The 22,690-nt window shown below is 62.3% G+C and carries 18 protein-coding genes; 17 read left to right on the plus strand and 1 reads right to left on the minus strand.

What is annotated here, in order from left to right; genetic code table 11:
• Positions 1 to 17 precede the first annotated feature (17 nt).
• The gene (locus I8J29_RS06660; protein ID WP_208846888.1) at positions 18 to 1,286 is read left to right on the plus strand and encodes an adenosylhomocysteinase; all 1,269 of its coding nucleotides are present in this window, start codon (positions 18 to 20) and stop codon (positions 1,284 to 1,286) included.
• Positions 1,287 to 1,572: 286 nt separating this feature from the next.
• Positions 1,573 to 2,700: a DUF4349 domain-containing protein gene (locus tag I8J29_RS06665; protein WP_208846889.1), complete on the plus strand. Its 1,128-nt coding sequence runs from the start codon at positions 1,573 to 1,575 to the stop codon at positions 2,698 to 2,700.
• Between the two features lie 55 nt (positions 2,701 to 2,755).
• On the opposite strand, the gene I8J29_RS06670 is transcribed toward I8J29_RS06665, so the two are convergent.
• Positions 2,756 to 3,016, minus strand: coding sequence for a hypothetical protein (locus tag I8J29_RS06670; protein WP_208846890.1), 261 nt, complete (start codon positions 3,014 to 3,016; stop codon positions 2,756 to 2,758).
• A 293-nt stretch (positions 3,017 to 3,309) separates the two neighbouring features.
• Between I8J29_RS06670 and mraZ the strand changes: the two genes are divergently transcribed.
• The 15 genes from mraZ (at position 3,310) to ftsA (ending at position 22,678) form a co-directional block, all read left to right on the plus strand.
• Entirely contained in the window at positions 3,310 to 3,747 is a 438-nt protein-coding gene (gene mraZ, locus I8J29_RS06675) for a division/cell wall cluster transcriptional repressor MraZ (RefSeq protein WP_208846891.1), read from the plus strand.
• A gap of 60 nt (positions 3,748 to 3,807) precedes the next feature.
• Positions 3,808 to 4,743 carry a 16S rRNA (cytosine(1402)-N(4))-methyltransferase RsmH gene (rsmH, locus tag I8J29_RS06680; protein ID WP_208846892.1) on the plus strand — a complete coding sequence of 312 codons (936 nt, stop codon included), beginning with the start codon at positions 3,808 to 3,810 and terminating at the stop codon, positions 4,741 to 4,743.
• A gap of 97 nt (positions 4,744 to 4,840) precedes the next feature.
• Entirely contained in the window at positions 4,841 to 5,233 is a 393-nt protein-coding gene (locus I8J29_RS06685) for a cell division initiation protein (protein WP_208846893.1), read from the plus strand.
• Between the two features lie 9 nt (positions 5,234 to 5,242).
• Complete coding sequence (locus I8J29_RS06690; protein ID WP_208846894.1) at positions 5,243 to 7,495, plus strand: penicillin-binding transpeptidase domain-containing protein; 2,253 nt, start codon at positions 5,243 to 5,245, stop codon at positions 7,493 to 7,495.
• Positions 7,496 to 7,754: 259 nt separating this feature from the next.
• The gene (locus tag I8J29_RS06695) at positions 7,755 to 9,695 is read left to right on the plus strand and encodes a stage V sporulation protein D (protein ID WP_208846895.1); all 1,941 of its coding nucleotides are present in this window, start codon (positions 7,755 to 7,757) and stop codon (positions 9,693 to 9,695) included.
• Between the two features lie 106 nt (positions 9,696 to 9,801).
• Entirely contained in the window at positions 9,802 to 11,292 is a 1,491-nt protein-coding gene (locus I8J29_RS06700) for a UDP-N-acetylmuramoyl-L-alanyl-D-glutamate--2,6-diaminopimelate ligase (protein WP_208846896.1), read from the plus strand.
• Positions 11,292 to 12,710 carry a UDP-N-acetylmuramoyl-tripeptide--D-alanyl-D-alanine ligase gene (locus I8J29_RS06705; RefSeq protein WP_208846897.1) on the plus strand — a complete coding sequence of 473 codons (1,419 nt, stop codon included), beginning with the start codon at positions 11,292 to 11,294 and terminating at the stop codon, positions 12,708 to 12,710. The genes I8J29_RS06700 and I8J29_RS06705 overlap by 1 nt, the downstream gene beginning before the upstream one ends.
• A gap of 3 nt (positions 12,711 to 12,713) precedes the next feature.
• Complete coding sequence (gene mraY, locus I8J29_RS06710; protein ID WP_208846898.1) at positions 12,714 to 13,670, plus strand: phospho-N-acetylmuramoyl-pentapeptide-transferase; 957 nt, start codon at positions 12,714 to 12,716, stop codon at positions 13,668 to 13,670.
• A gap of 577 nt (positions 13,671 to 14,247) precedes the next feature.
• The gene (gene murD, locus I8J29_RS06715) at positions 14,248 to 15,684 is read left to right on the plus strand and encodes a UDP-N-acetylmuramoyl-L-alanine--D-glutamate ligase (RefSeq protein ID WP_208846899.1); all 1,437 of its coding nucleotides are present in this window, start codon (positions 14,248 to 14,250) and stop codon (positions 15,682 to 15,684) included.
• Positions 15,685 to 15,730: 46 nt separating this feature from the next.
• The gene (spoVE, locus tag I8J29_RS06720; RefSeq protein ID WP_208846900.1) at positions 15,731 to 16,828 is read left to right on the plus strand and encodes a stage V sporulation protein E; all 1,098 of its coding nucleotides are present in this window, start codon (positions 15,731 to 15,733) and stop codon (positions 16,826 to 16,828) included.
• Between the two features lie 6 nt (positions 16,829 to 16,834).
• Positions 16,835 to 17,941 (plus strand): undecaprenyldiphospho-muramoylpentapeptide beta-N-acetylglucosaminyltransferase, encoded by a 1,107-nt coding sequence (murG, locus tag I8J29_RS06725; RefSeq protein ID WP_208846901.1) that lies wholly within the window; start codon positions 16,835 to 16,837, stop codon positions 17,939 to 17,941.
• 201 nt (positions 17,942 to 18,142) lie between these two features.
• Entirely contained in the window at positions 18,143 to 19,048 is a 906-nt protein-coding gene (murB, locus tag I8J29_RS06730) for a UDP-N-acetylmuramate dehydrogenase (protein WP_090638331.1), read from the plus strand.
• A gap of 15 nt (positions 19,049 to 19,063) precedes the next feature.
• Positions 19,064 to 20,344, plus strand: a complete 1,281-nt coding sequence (gene murA, locus I8J29_RS06735; protein WP_090638328.1) for a UDP-N-acetylglucosamine 1-carboxyvinyltransferase — start codon at positions 19,064 to 19,066, stop codon at positions 20,342 to 20,344.
• 93 nt (positions 20,345 to 20,437) lie between these two features.
• Complete coding sequence (locus I8J29_RS06740; RefSeq protein ID WP_208846902.1) at positions 20,438 to 21,202, plus strand: cell division protein FtsQ/DivIB; 765 nt, start codon at positions 20,438 to 20,440, stop codon at positions 21,200 to 21,202.
• A 231-nt stretch (positions 21,203 to 21,433) separates the two neighbouring features.
• Positions 21,434 to 22,678 carry a cell division protein FtsA gene (ftsA, locus tag I8J29_RS06745; protein WP_208846903.1) on the plus strand — a complete coding sequence of 415 codons (1,245 nt, stop codon included), beginning with the start codon at positions 21,434 to 21,436 and terminating at the stop codon, positions 22,676 to 22,678.
• Positions 22,679 to 22,690 lie beyond the last annotated feature (12 nt).

Raw genomic sequence — 22,690 nt, forward strand, 5'->3', positions numbered from 1 at the left:
GCGAAGGGAAGATGACCATGACTGGGAATGCCAAGCAAGACAGCATCGTGCGCGATATGGCGCTTGCGCCGGACGGCCGCTTGAAGATCGATTGGGTCGCGGCGCACATGCCCGTGCTTAACCGGATTCGGGAGCAGTTCGAGCGGGGGCAGCCGTTCAAGGGGCTGAAAGTCACGATCTCGCTGCACCTGGAGGCGAAGACGGCGTACTTGGCGAAGGTCGTGCAGGCCGGCGGGGCGGACGTGACGATCACGGGCAGCAATCCGCTGTCCACGCAGGACGACGTCTGCGCCGCGTTGGCGGAGGACGGCATCACCGTATACGCGAAGTACAATCCGGAGCCGGCGGAATACAAAGCCCTCCTGGTCAAGGCGCTGGAAACGAAGCCCGACCTGATCATCGACGACGGCGGCGACCTCGTCACCATTCTGCACGCGGAGCGTCCCGACTTGATGGCGAATCTTCGCGGCGGCGCCGAAGAGACGACGACGGGCATCATCCGGCTGAAGGCGATGGAGAAGGACGGCTCGCTGAAGTTCCCGATGGTCGCCGTGAACGACGCGTACTGCAAATATTTGTTCGACAACCGTTACGGCACGGGCCAGTCCGTCTGGGACGGCATCAACCGGACGACGAACCTCGTCGTCGCGGGCAAAACCGTCGTCGTCGTCGGCTACGGCTGGTGCGGCAAAGGCGTGGCGATGCGGGCGAAAGGGCTCGGCGCCCAGGTCGTCGTGACCGAGATCGACGCCATTCGGGCCGTCGAGGCGTACATGGACGGCTTCACCGTGCTGCCGATGCGCGAAGCGGCGAAGCTCGGCGATTTCTTCGTCACCGTTACCGGCAACCGCGACGTCATTCGCGGGGAGCACTACGAAGTCATGAAGGACGGCGCGATCTTGTCCAACGCCGGCCACTTCGACGTGGAAGTGAACAAGCCGGAGCTGGAGGCGATGTCCGTCTCCAAGCGCGTCGTGCGCCGCAACATCGAGGAATTCCGGCTGAAGGACGGGCGGAGCCTTTACCTGCTGGCGGAAGGCCGGCTCGTGAACCTGGCCGCGGGCGACGGCCATCCGGCGGAAATCATGGACATGACGTTCGCGCTGCAGGCGATGTCGCTGAAGTACGTCAACGACCGTTACGAGGCGATCGGCGCCAAAGTCGTGAACGTGCCGTACGAGCTCGACGAGCAGGTCGCGCGCTACAAGCTGGAAGCGCTCGGCACCGGCATCGACAAGCTGACCGACGAGCAGAAGACGTACCTCGACAGCTGGCAGGCGCATTAAGCGCCGAGCGTATCGCGATTTGCGCATTCCATACCTATGCGTCACCTTGGCGGGAGCCCTTCCTTGAGAAGCGGCTCCTTTTTTTCGTTGGGCTCGCGGCGTGCCGGCTCTTCGCGTTGCCTCGCAACATTTGGAAGCTCTTCCGCGTTTGGGAAGTGGAAGGCGCGTAGCGATGAATGCTGCCTGTTCGATCCTCCTTGGATCGCGCAGCAACCTTCATCGCAGGCGAACAAATACAAAGCAGGGGGTCGCGAGCATGGCACGGGAGAAGAAACGGGGTGCGGGAATGCGGAGGACGAGAGCGAAATGGTGGGCGGGTCTATTGGCAATGGCCGTGCTGGCGGGCATGCTGGCCGGCTGCTCGGCGGCGAACCGGAACGCGAGCAACGGAGCTTCGGCGGATTCGGCGGCGGCTGCCGATGCCGGGAATGCCGACGCGGGCAGCGACGACAAGGCGACGTCGGAGTCGGCAGACTCGTCCGCGACGGCGGATACGATGGCGTCGACGAGCGCGGCGGCCGAGGCTCCGCCGGAGTCGGCCGATCCTTCGGGATCCGGCGCGCAGCCGGGCGGCTCGGAAGACGGTACGGCCGGGAACGGCGCCGCGGGCGAGCCCATCGACCGGAAAATCGTTTATCGGGGCAACGTCACGATGGAAGTCAAGGCGTACGACGAAGCGCAGACGAAGCTCCGGGACCTCATTCATCTGTCCGGCGGTTATCTGCTGAAGTTCGCGGATCAGAAGACGTCGGCTGAGCGGGGCGGCACGTTCACGATTAAAGTGCCGGCGACCGGCTTCGACGGCTTCCTCGCCGGTTTGGAGAAGATCGAGCATCTCGAATATCAAAGCAGCGCGCAGGGAACGGACGTGACGCAGGAGTACGTCGATCTCGGGGCGAGGCTGAAAGCGCGGCAAGTCGTCGAAGCGCGGCTGCTCGACTTCATGGCGAAAGCGACGAAGACGGCGGACCTGCTGCAAATCTCGCAGCAGCTCGGGGACGTGCAGACGGAGATCGAGCAGATAAAAGGAAGGATCCGCTATCTGGACGCGAACGTCGCCTATTCGACGATCGACTTGCGGATGTACGAGACGGTAGAGGCGGTCGCTGCGGCGAATCCCGCGAAGCGCGGGTTCGGGGAGCGGATCTCGGACGCGGCCGAAAGCAGCGCGAAAGCGCTGTACGCCGCCGCGCAAGGCGTCGTCGTGTTCGCGGCCGGCGCGCTTCCGGTGGCGGCGGCGATCGCGATCATCGCCGTTCCGTGCTACGCGTTCTACCGGAGCGGCCGGCGAAAGGCCGCCGGCCGGGCGGCCGCGCGGGCGAACGGGACGCCGGGTCCGGCGGGGAAGCTCCCGGAAACCCCGGAAGTCTTGGAAGTCACGAAACCGGACGGCGGCGAAGAGCGTTCGCCGTAAGCCGGTCAACGGATTGGAAACGGAGCGGGCGGTTCCGGTCGTAGGACGACCGGGACTACCCGCTTTTTTGCGTTGCCGCCTCGGCTCCGGCGCGCTTCATGGCGCAGGCGATCGCGGCGGATTTGGCCAGCCGCTTCCGTTCGTCTTCGCCGCCGTCCAGAAACCGCCGGTCGCGGGCGAGCGCGAGCAGCGCGCGTTTGCCCGCTTCGGCCGCATCCAGATCGTTGCCGAGCAAATAGTAGGCGACCTGGAAGCAGTAATGCTCGACGCCGCGGAGCAGGCTGACCGTATCTTGCAAGGCGGTAGTGCCGTTCATCTTTGGCTTGCCCCCTTTGGAGATCGTTCCGATGAGATGTCGCGGCGTCCGCCGGATTCGGAGGGACGCCGCATGCTGCGGCCGGTACGCGCGGCGCGCAAGGATCCGATTTCAGTTTACACGAACGGCAAGGGGAAAAGGTTTCAAAATCGTAACAAGATTAATCCCATAAAATATTTGCGGAAATCAAGTGCCTCGAGCAGGAATTGTTATCCGGGGTGGCGAATACATGAACTCAAGTGGCGGAAAGTGGGGCCAAGTGGTGGAATTAGGGGGAGAGGTGGAGCGGTCGCATGTTCATGGGCGAATTTCAACACAGCATCGACGACAAAGGCCGCATCATTATCCCCGTTAAATTTCGCGAACAGCTCGGCGACCAATTCGTCGTCACCCGCGGGCTGGACAACTGCTTGTTCGTCTACCCGCTCAGCGAGTGGAGCCAGCTCGAGCAGAAGCTGAAGTCGCTGCCCATGATGAAGTCGGACGCGCGGGCGTTCTCGCGGTTCTTCTTCTCCGGCGCGACCGAATGCGAGCTGGATAAACAGGGAAGGGTAAACTTGCCGAATACGCTGTGCGAATATGCCAAGCTGGAGCGGGACTGCATCGTGCTTGGCGTATCGAATCGGGTGGAAATTTGGAGCAAGCCGATCTGGGAGAGCTACTTCAAGCAATCCGAGGAGACGTTCAACGAGATCGCGGAGAAGCTGGTGGATTTCGATTTTAACTTTTAGCCGGCTCCCGGGGCGCGCATGCCCGCGGGACGGCGACCTTAGAGCCGGGAGGATGACAGCATGTTTCAACACATAACGGTGCTCAAGGAAGAAGCGGTTGACGGTCTCGCGATCAAGCCGGACGGCATTTACGTGGATTGCACCTTGGGCGGAGCCGGTCACAGCGAGCTCATCGCTTCGCGGCTTGGGCCGGGCGGACGTCTCATCGCGCTGGACCAGGACGATTGGGCGCACGACAACGCGAAGCTCCGATTAGCGCCTTACCTGGCGCGGGTGACGCTGGTCAAAAGCAATTTCCGCTACTTGGCGAACGTGCTTCGCGATTTGGGCATTGACGGCGTGGACGGCGTATTGTTCGACCTCGGCGTCTCGAGCCCGCAGCTCGACGAGGGGGAACGCGGGTTCAGCTACAATCACGACGCGCCGCTCGACATGCGCATGGATCAGGACGGCATGCTGACGGCGCACGACATCGTAAACGGTTGGGACGAACGGGAGATTTCCCGCATCATAACGAATTACGGCGAAGAGAAATTCGCGCGGTCCATCGCGCGCAAAATCGTCGCGGCAAGGGAGCAGGCGCCGATCGAGACGACGGGCGCGCTGGTCGAGGTCATCAAGTCCGCCATTCCGGCGGCCGCGCGGCGGACGGGTCCGCACCCGGCGAAGCGCACGTTCCAAGCGCTCCGCATCGCGGTGAACGACGAGCTCGGCGCGGAAGAAACGGCGCTGGAGCAAACGGTCGACGTGCTCAAACCGGGCGGACGGGCGTCCGTCATTACGTTCCATTCGCTCGAAGACCGGATTTGCAAGCAAACGTTCGCGAAATTCGTCGGGAAATGCACGTGCCCGCCGGATTTTCCGATGTGCGTCTGCGGCGGCGGCGACGGGAAGCTGAAGCTGGTCACCCGCAAGCCGATCGTGCCGGGCGAGGCGGAGCTGGAGCAGAATCCGAGGGCGCGTTCCGCGAAGCTGCGCGTCGCGGAGAGATTGTAAGAAACGTTTGCGTATACGAAACTTATCGTTCTGACACATAGAGCTTGTCCCCGCAAGAGCGCGATAGAACGAACCATGAGGAGAGAGAGGAACGCCAATGGCCTATATGAATGGAAATCTTGCCCTGCAGCCGAAGCGAAAGCCGGAGCAGAAGCCTTCGTACCGCGAGACGAAGAAAGTCGTCGTCAAGCGGAAATCGATTCCCGTGCAGGAGAAGCTGCTGTACCTGTTCACGATTCTCGCCTGCGTCGTCGTGGCCGGAGTCATTATTTTTCGCTACGCGCAAATCTATCAGATGGAACAGAAGATTACGACGATGACGAAGCAGCAGGCGCAGATGCAGCTGCAGATCGACGACCTGATTTCGAAGCGGGAAATCGCGAACGATCCGAAGGTCCTAAAGGACAAGGCTGCCCGACTAGACTATGTTATGAGCGACGATCGCATTCAGGTTCAGACCGGCGGCGACGCGCCCGTCGCATCGAAATAGGTGATCGCGATGACGAAACGGATAAAACTGCGCACGCTGCTGGTCGGAGGGGTTATTACCCTCCTTTTTGTTTTCCTCGTGGGGCGCATCTATTGGGTGCAGGTCGTGAAGGCGGATTTTTGGACGGAGAAGGCGAAGGAGGTCTGGTCGCGATCGGAGACGCTCGTTCCGGTGCGCGGCACGATCACGGACCGCAACGGCAACGTGCTGGCCATGGACGTGGCGGCGTACACGGTGGCCGTGAACCCGAAGATCATCCACCAGCTGAAGCTGGAGGACGTCATCGTCAACAAGCTGAACACGGTGCTCGGCAAGTCCAAGAGCTCGCTGCGCGACATCATCGAGGCGAAGCAAAAGAACGGCGAGTATTACGAGCAGCGCGAAGTGCGGCAGGAGGGCTGGAAGATCGACAAGGACGTGGCCGACCGCATCGTCCGCTTCCGCGACCAGCTGATCGAGCAGACGAAGGAGAAGGACGTCGGCATCTACCTGATCGATCAGAAGAAGCGCTTCTATCCGAAGGGGGCGCTGGCTTCCCACGTCATCGGCTACGAAGACAAGGAAGGGAACGCCGTCATGGGACTCGAGGCGGCGCTCGACGGTCAGCTGCGGGGAACGGAAGGCTCGATCAAATACGAGCGCGACGGCAACGGCGTCATCATCGACAACGGCACGGTCGACATGAAGCCGGCGGTGGACGGCAAGAACGTCACGCTGACGATCGACGACGACATCCAGCACTATATCGAGGACGCGATCAAGGAAGCCTACGATAAGTATCAGCCGGTGAGCATCACGGCGATCGCCGCGGATCCGGATACGATGGACATTCTCGGCATGGCGAACCTGCCGAATTTCAATCCGAACACGTATTGGAACTTCCCGCAGGCGAATTTCTACGATCATGCCATCAAGTCCCTGTACGAGCCCGGCTCGACGTTCAAGATCGTCACGCTCGCCGGCGCCGTGCAGGAAGGGCTGTTCAATCCGAATACCTTGTACAAATCCGGTTCCATCAAAGTACCGGGCGGCACGATTCACGATATCCATCAAAACTGGGGGACGATCACGTTCCTGGAAGGCTTGAAACGGTCCAGTAACGTCGAGTTCGTCAAACTCGGCTATGAAGGCTTGAAGCCGGACAAGCTGATGAGCTACATCAACGATTTCGGCTTCGGCAAAAAAACGGGCATCGAGCTAGCAGGCGAAAAAGCCGGTTCGGTCAACCCGGAGTATCCGGTGGAATACGCGACGGCGGCTTTCGGCCAAGGTTTGGTTCAGGTGACGCCGATCCAGCAGGTGGCCGCGGTGGCGGCCGTCGCGAACGGCGGCAAGCTGCTCGAGCCCCATCTCGTGAAAGAGATCGACGATCCGGTCACGAAGAAGAAAACCGTCTTCCCGACGAAGGTCGTTCGCCAAGTCGTGACGGAGAAGACCGCCAACCAGGTCGACGAGTACCTGGAGCAGGTCGTGTCCGACCAGAAGATCGGCTCCGGCCGCAACGCCTACATCGAAGGCTACCGGGTCGCCGGCAAGACCGGCACGGCCCAGAAGGTCATCAACGGCAAATACGCGGACGATAAGTACGTGCTCTCGTTCATCGGTTTCGCGCCGGTCGGCAATCCGAAGGTTGTCCTCTACATCGTCATGGACCAGCCGAACGATCGGCTCGCGTCCGGGGGCTCGGCGGTCGCGCCGATTTTCAAGCAGATCATGCAGCAGAGCCTGAAGCATCTCGGCGTGCAGCCGACCATCGAGAAGGGCGAGGCCGCGAACAGTCCGGCTGAGGAGCAGACGGTGTCGGTGCCGGACGTGACGGAGAAGCCGCTCGCGCAGGCGAAGCAGACGCTCGATGCGAAGAAGCTGGGTTACACGGTCGTCGGCACGGGCGCTTCGGTGTTGAAGCAGATTCCGAAGGCCGGCGCGGCCGTCGGGCCGGACCAGAAGATTTTCCTGCTCACGCAGGAGCAGAGCAAGCTGACGACGCCGAATATGAGCGGCATGCCGCTTCGCGACGCGATGCAGATGTGCTCGAACCTCGGCATCCCGTGCGTCGCGAACGGCGAAGGCTTCGTCAAGTCGCAGTCGCAGGCGAAGCTGAACGGCAAGCCGGTGCTGCTGCTCAATCTGACGCCGCCGGACGAGGACATGCTGCGCCAGACCGAATCGGGCGCCGGCTCGGACGGCGGAACGGACGGCAGCGGCGGAACGGACGGCGACGGCCAAGCCGGCGGCGACGGACAGACGAACGCCGGGGGTTAGCCGGTCGGCGACGGCCTGCCTATCGGCGGGTGCTGCCCCGGCGCCTGCGGCCGGACGAACGCCGGACAAACACCTGATAACGCCGGCCGGATAAACGAAAGGGCGGCCATCCGCCGGCAGCCGCGCCGTCCTCTCGGACGGCGCGGCGTTTTTATGCGGACGGGGCTTGTTCTAACCCCCCACTTGTCCGAATAGGCTTGAACTAGGAGACGGTTGGACGAACGTCCCCGTTTTACGAGCCTTTTCGGAGGGATGACAGGTGAAGGTTTCCAGCGTAACGATCCGGCGCCGGCTGTTCACGGCGCTTCTCATTGGCGTTCTCGGATTCGGGCTTTTGGCCGTTCGGCTCGGGTACGTGCAGCTGTGGAAGGGCGAGGAGCTGGCGGCTCGCGCGGAGGATTCGTGGCGGCGGGAAATTCCGTTCGCCGCCAAGCGCGGCGAGATCATGGACCGAAACGGCAGCGTGCTTGCGTATAATATTAGTTCGCCGACCATCATGGCGATCCCGGCGCAAGTCAAGGACGCGCGCGAGACGGCCGCCAAGCTGTCGAGCGTGCTGGACATGGCCGAGGACGCGGTGTTCAAGACGATCACGAAGAAGCAGCTGATCGTGTACCTCAAGCCCGGCGGCCGCAAAATCACGACGGACAAAGCGCAGCAGATCAAAGATTTGAACCTCCCGGGCATCGTCGTGGCGGAGGACAACAAGCGATACTATCCGCTCGGCAGCTTCGCCTCCCACGTGCTCGGGTTTACCGGCATCGACAATCAGGGGCTGACGGGCATCGAAGCCAAATACGACGCGCTGCTGCAGGGCATCAACGGGAACGTCTCGTTTCTCTCCGACGCCAAGGGCGACCTGATGCCGGGCTCGTCCGACACGTACACGGCGCCGAAGGACGGGCTGAACCTGGAGCTGACGCTCGACAAGCAGATCCAGACGATCCTGGAGCGCGAGCTCGATCAGGCGATGGTCAAGCTCAATCCCGACGACATCATCGCGATCGCGATGGACCCGAACAACGGCGAGATTCTGGGCATGGCCAGCCGGCCGACCTACGATCCGTCCAAGTATAAGGAAGTCGACCAGCAAATCTACAACCGCAACCTGCCGATTTGGATGACCTACGAGCCGGGCTCCACGTTCAAGATCATCACGCTGGCCGCCGCGCTCGAAGAAGGCAAGGTCAACCTGACGCAGGATCATTTCTTCGACCCGGGGGCGGTCGAAATCGGCGGCGCGCGGCTGCGCTGCTGGAAGAAGGGCGGCCACGGCAGCCAGACGTTCCTCGAGGTCGTGCAAAATTCATGCAACCCCGGCTTCGTCGCGCTGGGCAACCGGCTTGGCAAAGAGAAGCTTTTCGAGTATATTAAAAACTTCGGCTTCGGCAAGAAGACGGGCATCGACCTCGGCGGCGAAGAGAACGGCATCCTGTTCAAGCTGAATCAGGTCGGTCCGGTCGAGCTCGCCACGACGTCGTTCGGGCAAGGCGTCTCGGTGACCCCGATCCAGCAGATCGCCGCCGTGTCGGCCGCGATCAACGGGGGGACGCTTTACAAGCCCCACGTCGCGAAGGATTGGATCAACCCGGATACCGGCGAGACGGTCAGCACGGTCGAGCCCGAAGCCGTCCGCAAGGTCATCTCCGAGAATACGAGCGCCCAGGTGCGCAACGCGCTGGAAAGCGTCGTCGCGAAGGGCACCGGCCGCAACGCGTTCATCGACGGTTACCGCGTCGGGGGCAAGACGGGTACGGCGCAAAAGGTCATCAACGGCCGCTATTCGCCGAACGAGCATATCGTCTCGTTCGTCGGCTTCGCGCCCGCGGACAATCCGAAGATCGTCGTGTACGTCGCGGTCGACAACCCGCAGGGCATTCAATTCGGGGGCGTCGTGGCGGCGCCGATCGTGCACAACATTCTGGCGGACGCGCTGCCGTACATGGGCGTGCAGCCGAGCACGAAGCAGATCAACAAGGACTACAAATACGGCGAGACGCCGATCGTCACCGTGCCGAATCTCGTCGGCAAGACCGTATCCGATATCTATGAAGATTTGAACATGAATTTCAACCTGACGTCCGCGGGCAGCGGCGACACGGTCATCCGGCAGTCGCCGGCGGCCGGAACGCGCGTCGACAGAGGGTCAACCATCCGCATATATTTAGCGAAAGACGATGATGAAAGCGAAAGTCCCTGACTATAATGAGTAGTAAGTTGCGATCGTAGGCATAGCGCCGCGCGAAGCGCCGCCAGCGGCGGCCCGCGCGGCCTTCCAACTGCTCATGGGAGGGGACCAGAGCGATATGCGGGTGAAAGAGTTGGCTTCTCTGCTGCTTACGGCAGTCCTTGTCGGGGAAGGGGAAACGGAGCTGTCGGGCGTCGAAATCGATTCCCGCCAGGCCGGCCCGGGCGCGCTGTTCATCTGCCTGCGCGGCCATCGGGTCGACGGGCACGATTTCGCCGCGCGGGCCGTGGCGAACGGCGCCGCGGCGATCGTGGCGGAACGGCTGCTCGAGCTGCCGTCCCCAGTGCCGCAAATCATTGTGAAGGACAGCCGCCACGCGATGGCCGTCATCGCGGACCATTTTTACCGGCAGCCCAGCCGCCGGCTGAAGCTGATTGGCGTGACGGGAACGAACGGCAAGACGACGACGACGTATCTCATCGAGCGGATCCTGAAAGACGCGGGCCATTCGCCCGGCGTCATCGGCACGGTCGAGCTGCGCTACGCGGACCGCGCGGTGCCGATGTCGGGCACGACGCCGGAGGCGCTCGAGCTGCAGCGCTCGCTGAACGCGATGGCGGAAGCCGGCACGGACTACTGCGTGATGGAGGTCTCCTCGCACGCGCTGGAGCAGGGCCGGGTGAAAGGCTGCCGGTACCGGACGGCCATCTTCACGAACCTGACGCAGGACCATCTGGATTACCATCAGACGATGGAACGGTACGCGGCGGCGAAGGGGCTGCTCTTCAGCCGGCTCGGCAACGAGTTCGCCGCGTCGCCGGAGGACCGGCTCTTCGCGGTGCTGAACGCGGACGATCCCGCCTCGCCCGGCTATGCCGACGCCACGGCCGCCGAGGTCGTCACGTACGGCATCGAGCGCGATGCCGACGTGCGGGCGTCGAACGTGCGCATCACGGCGCACGGGACGACGTTCCGCGCGGAGACGTTCGCGGGCTCGGCCGACATCACGCTGCGGATGGCCGGCAAGTACAACGTCTACAACGCGCTCGGGGCGATCAGCGCCGCGCTCATCGAAGGCATCCCGCTGCGGCACGTCAAGGCGAGCCTCGAAGCGGTGCCCGGCGTTCCGGGACGGGTCGAATCCGTCGACGCGGGCCAGCCGTTCGCCGTCATCGTCGATTACGCGCATACCCCGGACGGACTCGAGAACGTGCTGAAGGCGGTCAAGGAATTCGCCGTCGGCCGGGTGCTCTGCGTATTCGGCTGCGGCGGCGACCGCGACCGGACGAAACGGCCGCTGATGGGCCGCATCGCCGCCCGTTACGCGGATTACAGCTTCGTCACCTCCGACAATCCGCGGACGGAAGACCCGCTGCGGATCCTGGCCGACGTCGAGGCCGGCCTGTTGGAAGACGGCGTGCCGAAGGACCGTTACGAGCTGCTGGCGGACCGCCGCGCCGCGATTCAAAAAGCGGTTGAAATGGCGCGCCGCGACGATGTAGTATTAATTGCGGGGAAGGGCCATGAAACGTACCAGGACGTACAAGGCGTCAAATACGACTTTGACGACCGCGAGGTGGCCAAAGAAGCGATAAGGAGTCTTTCATAGTGATAAAACGACCATTGAACGCGATTGCCGCCCTCTGCGGCGGCACGGTGTTGAACGATAACCGGGGGGACGCCGCGATCGTCGGCGTCTCCATCAATACGCGCACGATTCAGCCGGGCATGCTGTTCGTTCCAATCCGGGGCGAGCGCGTGGACGGCCACGATTACGTCGGGGCCGCCTTGGAAGCCGGCGCCGGCGGGGCGCTGTGGGAGCGGAGCAAAGCGGTGCCGGACGTGCTGGCGGAGGCGCCGCTTGTTCTCGTCGACGACACGGTGGCGGCGCTGCAGCGGCTGGCCGCGAACTACCGGGACGAGCTCGACCTGCGCGTCGTGGGCGTCACGGGCAGCAACGGCAAAACCACGACGAAGGACATGGTCGCGGCCGTCCTGTCCGGGACGTATCGGGTACATAAGACGGTCGGCAACCTGAACAACCATCTTGGCTTGCCGCTGACCGTGCTGGAGCTGGACGAGAGCTACGACGCCGTCGTCCTCGAGATGGGGATGAGCGAGTTCGGCGAGATCGATTTTCTGACGCGGCTGGCCAAGCCGGACGTCGCGATCATCACGAACATCGGCGATTCGCACCTGGAGCAGCTCGGCTCGCGGGCCGGCATCGCGCAGGCGAAGCTGGAGATCGTCGCGGGCCTCCGGCCCGGCGGCTTGCTGATCATGAACGGCGACGAGCCGCTGCTGGCCGAGGGCATCCGCTCGGCGCGGCTGCCGGACGGCGTCGAGGTGCAGACCTTCGGCCTCGAGGACGGGAGCCGCTGGGTCGCGGAGCATATCGGCGTCGACGCGACGTCTTCGCGGTTCGACGTCAAGGGCGAAGCCGGGCTGCAGCGCGTCGAGCTGCCGGCCGCGGGCCGGCACAACGTCTCGAACGCGCTGGCGGCCATCGCCGCGGCGACGCGGCTCGGCGTGCCGGCGGCCGTCATCCGGCAAGGCTTCGCGGGCCTGAAGCTGACCGCGATGCGCATCGAGGCGGGACGGGCGGCGAACGGCGCCATGGTGCTGAACGACGCGTACAACGCCAGCCCGACCTCGGTCCGCGCGGCGATCGATCTCGTCGCCGGCTTGACCGGCTACCGGCGCAAATGGCTCGTGCTCGGCGACATGCTGGAGCTCGGCCCGCAGGAGCTCGAGCTGCACGGCGAAGTCGGCGCGTACGTCACGCCGGCAAAGGCGGATGCCGTGCTGGCGTTCGGTACGCTGTCGCGGCATACGGCGGCGGCGGCCGCGAAGCAGTTCGCCGCCGATGGCGGCGAGGAGCGGGTACGCGCGTTCGACGACAAGGGGGCGCTGGCGGAGTGGCTGCTGGCGCGGCTCGCGCCGGAAGACCTCGTCTTGGTGAAAGGCTCGCGCGGCATGCGCATGGAAGACATCGTCCATGCCCTGCAGCGGGAGGCGCAGAGGTGAATCATGGACGTTAAAGTCATCCTGTTGTCGATCGGCGCCTCGTTCCTGCTCTCGGTCCTGTTCGGACCGCTGTTCATCCCGCTGCTGCGGCGGCTGAAGTTCGGCCAGCAGATCCGGGAGGAAGGCCCGCAGAGCCATTTGAAGAAAAAGGGCACGCCGACGATGGGCGGCATCATCATCTTGCTTGCGGTGCTGCTCGCGTTTCTGAAATTCTCCGACAAGACGAACGAGTTTTGGGTACTGCTCATCGCGTGCCTGGGCTTCGGCTTGGTCGGTTTTCTCGACGATTACATCAAAATCGCGTTTAAGCGCTCGCTCGGCTTGACGGCGTTCCAAAAGCTGTTCGGCCAGCTCTTGTTCTCGGTCATCATCTGCGTTCTTCTTCATCACATGCACCACAGCACCGTTATCGGCATTCCGGGCACGTCGACGACGATCGATTTCGGCTGGTTCTATTATCCGTTCGTCGTCATCATGCTGTTCGCCACGACCAACGCGGTCAACTTCACGGACGGCGTGGACGGCTTGCTCGGCGGGACAGGCGCCGTGGCGTTCACGGCGTTCACGATCCTGGCGCTGCACGCGAGCGAGCACGAATCGGCGATTTTCTCGGCCACGATGATCGGCGCGCTGCTCGGTTTCCTCGTCTTCAACGCCCATCCGGCGAAGGTGTTCATGGGCGACTCCGGGTCGCTCGGCATCGGCGGCGGCATGGCGGCGGTCGCGATCCTGACGAAGACGGAAATCCTGCTGGTCGTCATCGGCGGCGTCTTCGTGCTGGAGATGCTCTCGGTTATCCTGCAGGTCGGCTCGTTCAAGCTGCGCGGCAAGCGGATCTTCAAAATGAGCCCGATCCACCATCACTTCGAGCTGTCCGGCTGGGGCGAATGGAAGGTCGTCACGGTGTTCTGGTTCGTCGGCGCGGTGTTCGCGGCAATCGGGTTGTACCTGGGGCGGTGACTTTTGAACATGGTGAGAAGGGTGCGACCTGCGGTCGGTTTGGGTCTTCGCTCGCTGTTGTAGTCGGATTTCTTGAATTGGGTTATTCAGAAATGGGGAAATTCGACTACAAAGGCGACAAAGGCGATTGGTTTGCGTTCACTGTCGGAGACAGGGAATGCAGCATTCGCCTACTTCGTAGCATTCCGACTCCAAACCGACACTCCGGTCGCTCCGCTCGCCTAGGATTTAAAGAGTCGCCCCAGGTGAGTGGGGGCCAGTATTAGCTCGCCTAGTCAGGCGGCTTCGCTAGCGTACAAGAGCCTTTCGTGTACCCCGGGAGCGCCAACGTAAAGTTGGCCCGCAGGGACATCGTGCCTACGCCGTGCCAGGTGCAGGAGCGCCTCTGCACCCCAATCGTTCTGCCATTCGGGTGGGTGTCCAGAGGGTGAAACCCTCGGAATCCCCCTTTCCAAGGGGGACTTAGGGGGATGGCCCTAGGTTGAAATTTTTAAGAATTTAGTGAGAGAAAAGGGAGTCCAGAGGGCAAAGCCCTCGGTTCCCCCGCCCGCGGGGGATTCAAAAGGGAGCTGAAACCATGAAACACCCATCCTTGTACAAGGATCAACAGGTGATCGTGCTCGGCCTGGCCAAGAGCGGGCTGAGCGTCGCCAAGCTGTTCCATAAGCTGGGCGCGACCGTCATCGTCAACGATAAGAAGGATCGCCAATCATGCCCCGAAGCGGACGAGCTGGACGCTTTGGGTGTTTCTGTTCTATGCGGCGGTCATCCGGAAAGGCTGATCACGCCGGAGACGGCGCTCGTGGTGAAAAACCCGGGCATCCCGTATTCGTCGCCGCCCGTCGCGCAAGCGCTCGGGCTCGGCATCGAGGTCGTGACGGAAGTCGAAGTCGCGTACCTGCTGTCGCCGGCGCCGATCATCGGCATCACCGGGTCCAACGGCAAGACGACGACGACGACCTGGATCGGCGAAATGCTCGAAGCCGCCGGGTTGAAGCCGATCGTCGCCGGCAATATCGGCACGCCGCTGTGCGAAGCGGCGCAGGCGGCGGAAGCGGACGATTGGCTCGTCGCGGAGCTCAGCAGCTTCCAATTGAAAGGCACGGATCAATTCCGGCCGCGGATCGCGCTGCTGCTGAACATCGCCGAGACGCATCTCGACTATCACGGCGACATGGACGACTACATCGCCTCGAAGGCGAAGCTGTTCGCCAACCAGACCAAGGACGACACGGCGGTGCTGAACGCCGACGATGCCGTCTGCCGCGACCTGATGGCGTCCGGCACGCTCGGCGCGCGGGTCATCCCGTTCTCGACGGCGCGCGAGCTGGACTACGGCCTCTGCGTGACGCCGCCGTACCCGGCGGATTCGCAGGAGCCGGACGACGGCGCCGAACGCCGCATCGTCTGGCGCGACCGGGAGGGCGGCGAGCGCGACATCGCCGGCGTGGCCGAGCTCGGCATTCCGGGCCGGCACAACGCCGCCAACGCCCTGGCCGCGATCGGAGCTTGCCTGGCCGCCGGCGCGCCCGCGGGCGCGCTGGCGGAGCCGCTGCGGAATTTCCGCGGCGTGGAGCACCGCCTAGAGTTCGTCCGCGAGCATGCGGGCGCGGCGTATTACAACGATTCCAAAGCGACGAATCCGATCGCGACGATCATCGCGCTGCGTTCGTTCCCGCAGCGGGTCGTGCTGATCGCGGGCGGCTTGGACCGCGGCTCGGACTACATGGAGCTGCTGCCGCATTTCCGCGACCGGGCGAAGGCCGTCGTCGCGCTGGGCGAGACGCGCGGCAAGATCGCGGACGTGGCGCGGCTGGCAGGTTTAACGGCGGTCAAAGTCGTCGAACCTGAGGAGGACGCCGAGAGCACCCTCCGCCTTGCGGTCCGCGAAGCGGCCGCGCTCGCGGAGCCGGGCGATACCGTTCTTCTTTCGCCGGCCTGCGCGAGCTGGGACATGTTTTCGTCCTACGAGATCCGAGGGCGCATTTTTAAAGAATCGGCGCATAACTTGTAAGTAGGGGGCTCGTCCCTACTTCCGCTTGCAAGAGGTGTTTTGCGCTATGGCCAAAGCCAGGTCCGCCCCGGATATGTGGATGATTATCGCGATTCTGCTCATTCTCGCCATCGGTCTCATCATGGTGTACAGCGCGAGTGCCGTACTGGCGTTTCACGATTACGGGGACAAGTTCTATTACGTCAAACGGCAGCTGCTGTTCGCCGCGCTCGGGATCGGGGCCATGATCGCCACGATGAACGCGGACTATTGGATTTGGAAGAAGTGGGCGAAGCTCGGGCTGTTCGTCTGCTTCGGCATGCTGCTGATCGTCCTGATCCCCGGCATCGGCGTCGTCCGAGGCGGGGCGCGCAGCTGGCTCGGCATCAGCTCCTTCGGCATTCAGCCATCGGAATTCATGAAGCTGGCGATGGTCATCTTCCTCGCCAAGCTGCTGTCGGAGAAGCAGCAGGCCGTGACGCGGTTCGCGAAAGGGCTGCTGCCGCCGCTCGGCATACTCGGCCTGGCGTTCGGGCTCATCATGTTGCAGCCGGACCTCGGCACGGGGGCCGTCATGATTGGCGCTTCGCTCCTGATCATCTACACGGCCGGCGCGCGCCTCCGGCATCTGGGCTCGCTCGCCCTCGTCGGCGTCGCCGGCCTCGGCGGCTTGATCGCCGCGGCGCCGTACCGGCTGCAGCGGATCACGGCGTTCCTGGATCCGTGGGCCGATCCGCTCGGCGCCGGCTACCAGTCGATTCAATCGCTGTACGCGATCGGACCCGGCGGGCTCGTCGGCCTGGGGCTCGGCATGAGCCGCCAGAAGTTCAACTACTTGCCGGAGCCGCAAACGGACTTTATTTTCTCGATTCTGTCGGAAGAGCTCGGCTTCATCGGCGGCTCGGCCATCATCCTGCTGTTCGGCATTCTGCTCTGGCGCGGCATGCGCACCGCGATCGCGGCGCCGGATTCGTTCGGCAGCCTGCTGGCGGTCGGGATCATCGGCATCGTTGCCGTGCAAGTCTTCATTAATATCGGCGTCGTCATCGGCATGCTTCCGGTCACGGGCATCACGCTGCCGCTCGTCAGCTACGGCGGCTCGTCGCTGACCTTGCTCTTGACGGCGCTGGGCATTCTGCTTAATATTTCCCGTTTTTCGAGGTGAGTCATCATGCGTATCGTATTGTCCGGCGGGGGAACCGGCGGCCATATCTATCCTGCGCTGGCGATCGGCAAGCAGGTCATGGAAGAGGCGCCGGATTCGTCGCTGCTCTATATCGGGTCTCCGAATGGACTCGAGAGCCGAATCGTCCCCGCGCAGGGGATTGCGTTCGAACCCGTCGAAATCACGGGCTTCAAACGAAAGCTATCTTATGAGAACGTGCGGACGGTCATGCGGTTTCTGAAAGGCGTCGCCCGCTCCAAGCAGCTGCTCCGCGCGTTCAAGCCCGACGCCGTCGTCGGCACGGGCGGCTATGTCTGCGGCCCCGTGCTCTACGCGGCGGCCAAGCTCGGGATTCCGACGCTGATTCACGAGCAGAACGCGATCGCCGGGTTGACCAACCGGTTTCTCTCCCGGTACGCGGATACCGTCGCGGTCAGCTTTCCGGAGGCGGAAGGGCAGTTCCGGCGAGCCAGCCGCACGCTATATACCGGAAATCCGTGCGCGACGAACGTCGCGCGTGCCGATAAAGAACAAGGCTTCGCCCTCTTGGGCATTCCGCCGGGCAGCCGGATCGCGCTGCTGGTCGGCGGGAGCCGCGGGGCCAAAGCGATAAACGACGTGATGGTGGACATGGTACCGCTCCTCGGGCGGCTGCCAGACGTCCATTTTGTGTTTGTGACCGGCGAAAGCTATTACGAGGGCACGAAGAGCCGCATCGAAGCCGCAGCGACGAAGCCGACGGACAAGCTGCAGGTGCTGCCGTACCTGCACCGGATGCCGGAGGTGCTCGCCGCTTCGCGGCTCGTCGTCGGACGGTCCGGCGCGTCTTCCTTGGCGGAACTGACGGCGCTCGGCGTGCCGTCCATCCTCATCCCGTCCCCGAACGTAACGAACAACCACCAGGAAGCGAACGCCCGCAGCCTGGCGGAGGCGGGCGCGGCGGAGATGATTCTTGAACGCGACTTGAACGGCGCGGTCCTGTTCGAGCGGATCGGCCGCATTATGAACAACCCGTTCGTCCATGAGGAAATGGGCGCGGCGGCGAAGGCGCTGGGCAAGCCGGATTCGGCGCCGGCCATCGTGCGCGAATTGCGGCGATTGACCGGGAAATAGCCCGGTGCCTGTCAAATGGGCGATTGTCACACTCCTATGCGGGAAGGCATAGTATACTGCATAATCGTGACCGTCATCCGGAGGGCATTCGCCCCGGCTCACCCCGCGCAAGCCGCGGCTAAGAGCAGGGCAATTGCCGCCCGGAAGAAGGGGCGAACGCTTGGAGGTTTCAATCGCTTGCAGCAGAAGGAGGTTCGACAGATGGAGCAGTTTTTGGCGGAGTTGCAAACGATCGACGCGGGAAGCGTCAAGTATAACGAGCCGATGGCCGCGTATACCACGTGGAAAATCGGCGGGCCGGCGGACGTGCTGATCATTCCGCATACGCAGGACCAGTTGGCAGCGGCGGTCCGGTTGCTGCATCGGCACGGCCTGAAGTGGACCAATCTCGGACGCGGTTCCAACATGCTCGTCAGCGACAAAGGCATCCGGGGCGTCGTCATTCAACCGGGCGAAGCATTCGATTATGCGCGATTCGACGGGACGCTCGCGTACGCGGGCGCCGCATGTTCCTTCGTGAAGCTGTCGGTATTGGCCGGCAAGGAAGGATTGACGGGACTGGAATTCGCGGGGGGAATTCCGGGTTCGGTCGGCGGAGCCGTCTATATGAACGCAGGCGCTCTAGGGTCTGACGTGTCACGTATATTCAAATCAGCTGACATTGTGCTGGAAACAGGGGAATTGGTTCGCTTCGGGGCAGAGGACATGGCGTTTTCCTATCGGCATTCCTGCCTGCACGAACGGCCTGGCATCGTGACGGGCGCGGTATTTCAACTGGAGGAAGGGGACCGCAAGGCGATCGCGGAAGCGATGGCCGCGTACAAACAGCGGCGCCTCCTGACCCAGCCGCTCCAACTGCCGAGCGCAGGGAGCGTCTTCCGGAATCCGCCGAACGATTATGCCGCCAGGCTCATCCAAGAGGCGGGGCTCAAAGGATTGCGGCAGGGCGGGGCGGAAGTCTCCACGCAGCACGCCAATTTCATTGTCAACACCGGGCAAGCGACAGCTGAAGATGTCCTCACCCTGATGACGACCATACGCAGCACCATTCGAGAAAAATACGGCATTGAGCTGATAGCCGAGGTACTGGTCGTGGGTGAGCGGTAATTCGGAGGTGATAAATTGGACAAATTGGTGATTGAAGGCGGGAAACCTCTCTCAGGAACCATTGTTATCCAAGGCGCTAAAAATGCCGCTTTGCCGATTTTAGCTGCAAGCATGCTGGTAGAAGGAGAAGTGACGATCGATCAGGTGCCCAGGTTGCTGGACATCGACGTCATGCTGGGCATTTTGCGGGAGCTCGGCTGTCGGGCGGAGCACGACGACCAAACCGTGCGGCTCGACACGACCGGCCTGCATTCGTCCCATATCCCCGAAGCGCTCATGCGCCAGATGCGTTCGTCCATCTTCCTGATGGGACCGCTTTTGGCCAGATTCGGCGAAGTAACGATTTATCAGCCGGGCGGGTGCGCGATCGGCGAACGGAAAATCGACTTGCATTTAAGCGGCCTGCAGGCGCTCGGCGCGGAGATCGAAGAGGACGGAAGCCGTATCGTCTGCTATGCCAAAAAGCTGAAAGGCGCGGAGATCCACTTGGATTTTCCGAGCGTCGGCGCAACGGAGAACATCATGATGGCCGCGGTCCTGGCGGAAGGGCTGACGACGATCAGCAATGCCGCGCGGGAACCGGAGATTCAAGATTTGCAGCACTTCCTGAACCGGATGGGCGCGAAGATCATCGGCGCCGGCACGGATACGATTACCGTCGAAGGGGTAGAGAAGCTGACGCCTTGCGCCTACCAGGTCATCCCGGACCGGATCGTGACGGGTACGGTCATGGTCGCGGCCGCCGCGACGCGCGGAGAGGTGACGCTGCTCAATACCTGCCCTTCGCATCTGACCTCTCTCATCCATGTGCTCCGCCGCGCAGGTGTTCAAATAGCGGTTGACGGTGATATAATCAAAGTGGGCGCCGCTTTGCGGCCAAAAGCGATCGATCGCATCGTCACCTCGCCGTACCCGGCGTTCCCGACCGATTTGCAGTCGCAGGTCATGGTCCTGCTCGCGCTCGCCGACGGCGTCAGCGTCATGAAGGAAACGATCTTCGAAGGCAGGTTCAAGCACGTGGATGAACTGGCCCGCATGGGAGCGGACATTCGCGTCGATCTGAGCTCCGCCTTCATTCGCGGCGTATCCAGGCTGTACGGCGCGACGGTGGAAGCGACGGACCTGCGGGCGGGAGCCGCGCTCGTCATCGCGGGGCTTGCCGCGCAAGGCAAAACCGTCGTCGAGCAGGTGCACCACATCGACCGCGGCTATGACCGGATCGAGCAGATGCTCGGCCGGCTCGGCGCCAGAATTACCCGCTTTTCGCCCGTACCGAACAATACGGTCGTCCCTTAAGGACGCTTGCGGATCAAGATAGAAAACGCGTGAACGGCTCCAGCCTCCAAGCGGCGGGACGCCGTTTGCGTTTATACGAATAGGGGACAAGCCATGCAAGAGAAGATGCCCGTTCTGCGGGAACCCGTCAAGCGGCGCAGAGGCGGCAAGAAGCTGCTGGCGGTGCTCGTGCTGCTCTTTATCGTGCTGCTGGGCGTGCTGTTCTTCAACTCCTCCATCAGCAAAGTGTCGACCGTGACCGTCGAAGGCCAGAAGGTGCTGCAGGCGTCGGAAATCCGCAAGGCGGCGGGCATCGTCGCGGGCGATTCGTTCTTCGGCACGTCGGCCGGCAAGATCGAGGCGAGAGTCCGCGCGTTGAAGCCGGTGAAGAACGTCGCCGTCGCCAAATCGTTCCCCGGCGGCATCACGATACGGGTTCAAGAATACGAAACGGTCGCCTATTCCTTGTCGAATAAAGGCGAAATGGCGGCGGTTTTGGCGAACGGCACGACGGTTCCGTCCGGATCCGACTTGGTGGTGGACAAGCCGATCCTTTCGGGCTGGAAATCCGGCGACCCCGTGCTCGGAGCATTATGCAAGGCGTTGGCGGCGATTCCGGAGCAGTCGCTCTCCGATTTTTCCGAAATCATCCCCGCGCCGTCGACGTCCTACCCGGACCGGATCAAAATTTATACCCGGACGCGTTTCGAGGTGATCACGGCGGTCTCGCTGCTGCAGGATAAGATCGCGACGATGAACGCCGTCATCGAAATCCAGCCGCCCGGAATCATCACGCTTCTGCTGGCGGACAAATACGCGCCGTTCATCCCCGAAGAGGCGGAAAATCCCGCCACTACGCAAAAAGAGACTACTCAATAGCTCCAAAGAATGATAGAATTTTATTTATGTAGATTTATTTGCCCTTTTTGCTTTTTTTTCGAAAACGAAGTCCCCGGATCTGCGTAACGACGCGCCGTCGGCATAAAGAAAACGGTGAAAAAATTGTAGAAAAAAGAGGGAAAATGAGCACTGCGTTGAATAAGAAGAAATGCATGCACGGGCACGGCATTACATTGTTCCTTATTAACGTTGAAACGGAGGTGCCAGAGTTTGAGCAGCAATGACATCATCGTGAGTTTGGACATCGGTACATCCAAGGTTCGGGCTATTATTGGCGAGGTTACTAACGGCGTCATTAATATTATTGGAGTTGGATCTGCCGACTCAGAAGGTATTCGCAAAGGGGCTATCGTCGACATCGACCAGACCGTCGCATCGATCCGCAACGCCGTGGACCACGCTGAGCGAATGGTCGATATTCAAATATCCGATGTATATGTAGGGATTCAGGGCAACCATATCGGCTTGCAGACGAATCACGGCGTCGTCGCGATTTCCAACGAAGACCGCGAAATCGGCGAAGAAGACATCGAACGCGTCCTGCAAGCGGCTAAAGTCGTCGCCGTGCCTCCCGATCGCGAAATCATTAATCTGGTGCCGAAGCAGTATTTAGTGGACGGGCTTGAAGGCATATCGGACCCGCGGGGCATGATCGGCGTCCGTTTGGAAGTGGAAGCGACCGTCGTGACCGGAGCGAAGACGGCCATACATAACTTGGTCCGGTGCGTGGAGAAAGCCAATTTGCGGATTGCCGGCATCATTCTGATGTCGCTGGCGTCCGGCCAAATGTCCTTGACCAAAGACGAGAAAATGATGGGCACCGTGCTTGCGGATATCGGCGCAGGCTCCAGCACGATCGCCATTTTCGAACAAGGGAGCATCGTCGCGACGTCCACGCTGCCGGTCGGCGGCGAATACGTGACCAGCGACATTTCGTACGGACTTCGGACCCAGACGGAGCAGGCGGAGAAGATCAAGCAGAAGTTCGGCTGCGCGCTGGTGGACGATGCCGCGGATGACCAGCGGTTCAAGGTCATGCGCATGGGCAGCAACGTGGAGAAGGAATTTTCCCAGGTCGACCTGGCCAACATCATCGAACCGCGGATGCAGGAGATTTTCCACTTGATCCGGCAGGAAGTCCGGCGCATGGGCTACGGCGAGAAGGTCAACGGCTACGTGCTGACCGGCGGCACCGTGACCATGGCGGGCACGCTGCCGCTGGCCCAGCACGAGCTGGAAGCGAGCGTCCGCATCGCCGTGCCCGATTACATCGGCGTCCGCGACCCGGCATTCACGAGCGGGGTCGGCATGATCCAATACGTGTCGAAGTATATGAGGGGCCGCCCCGCAGCCGCGCCGAAGAAAAGCGCGAGCAAGAAGGCAAGCGCAGCCAATACTCCCTCGAAGCCCGGCATTTTCGAGCGTTTGAAAAATATGTTTAGCGAATTTATTTGATCGGGGGAACAA

Origin of the sequence: Paenibacillus artemisiicola, from assembly GCF_017652985.1 — a bacterium.
Lineage (GTDB): Bacteria > Bacillota > Bacilli > Paenibacillales > Paenibacillaceae > Paenibacillus_Z > Paenibacillus_Z artemisiicola.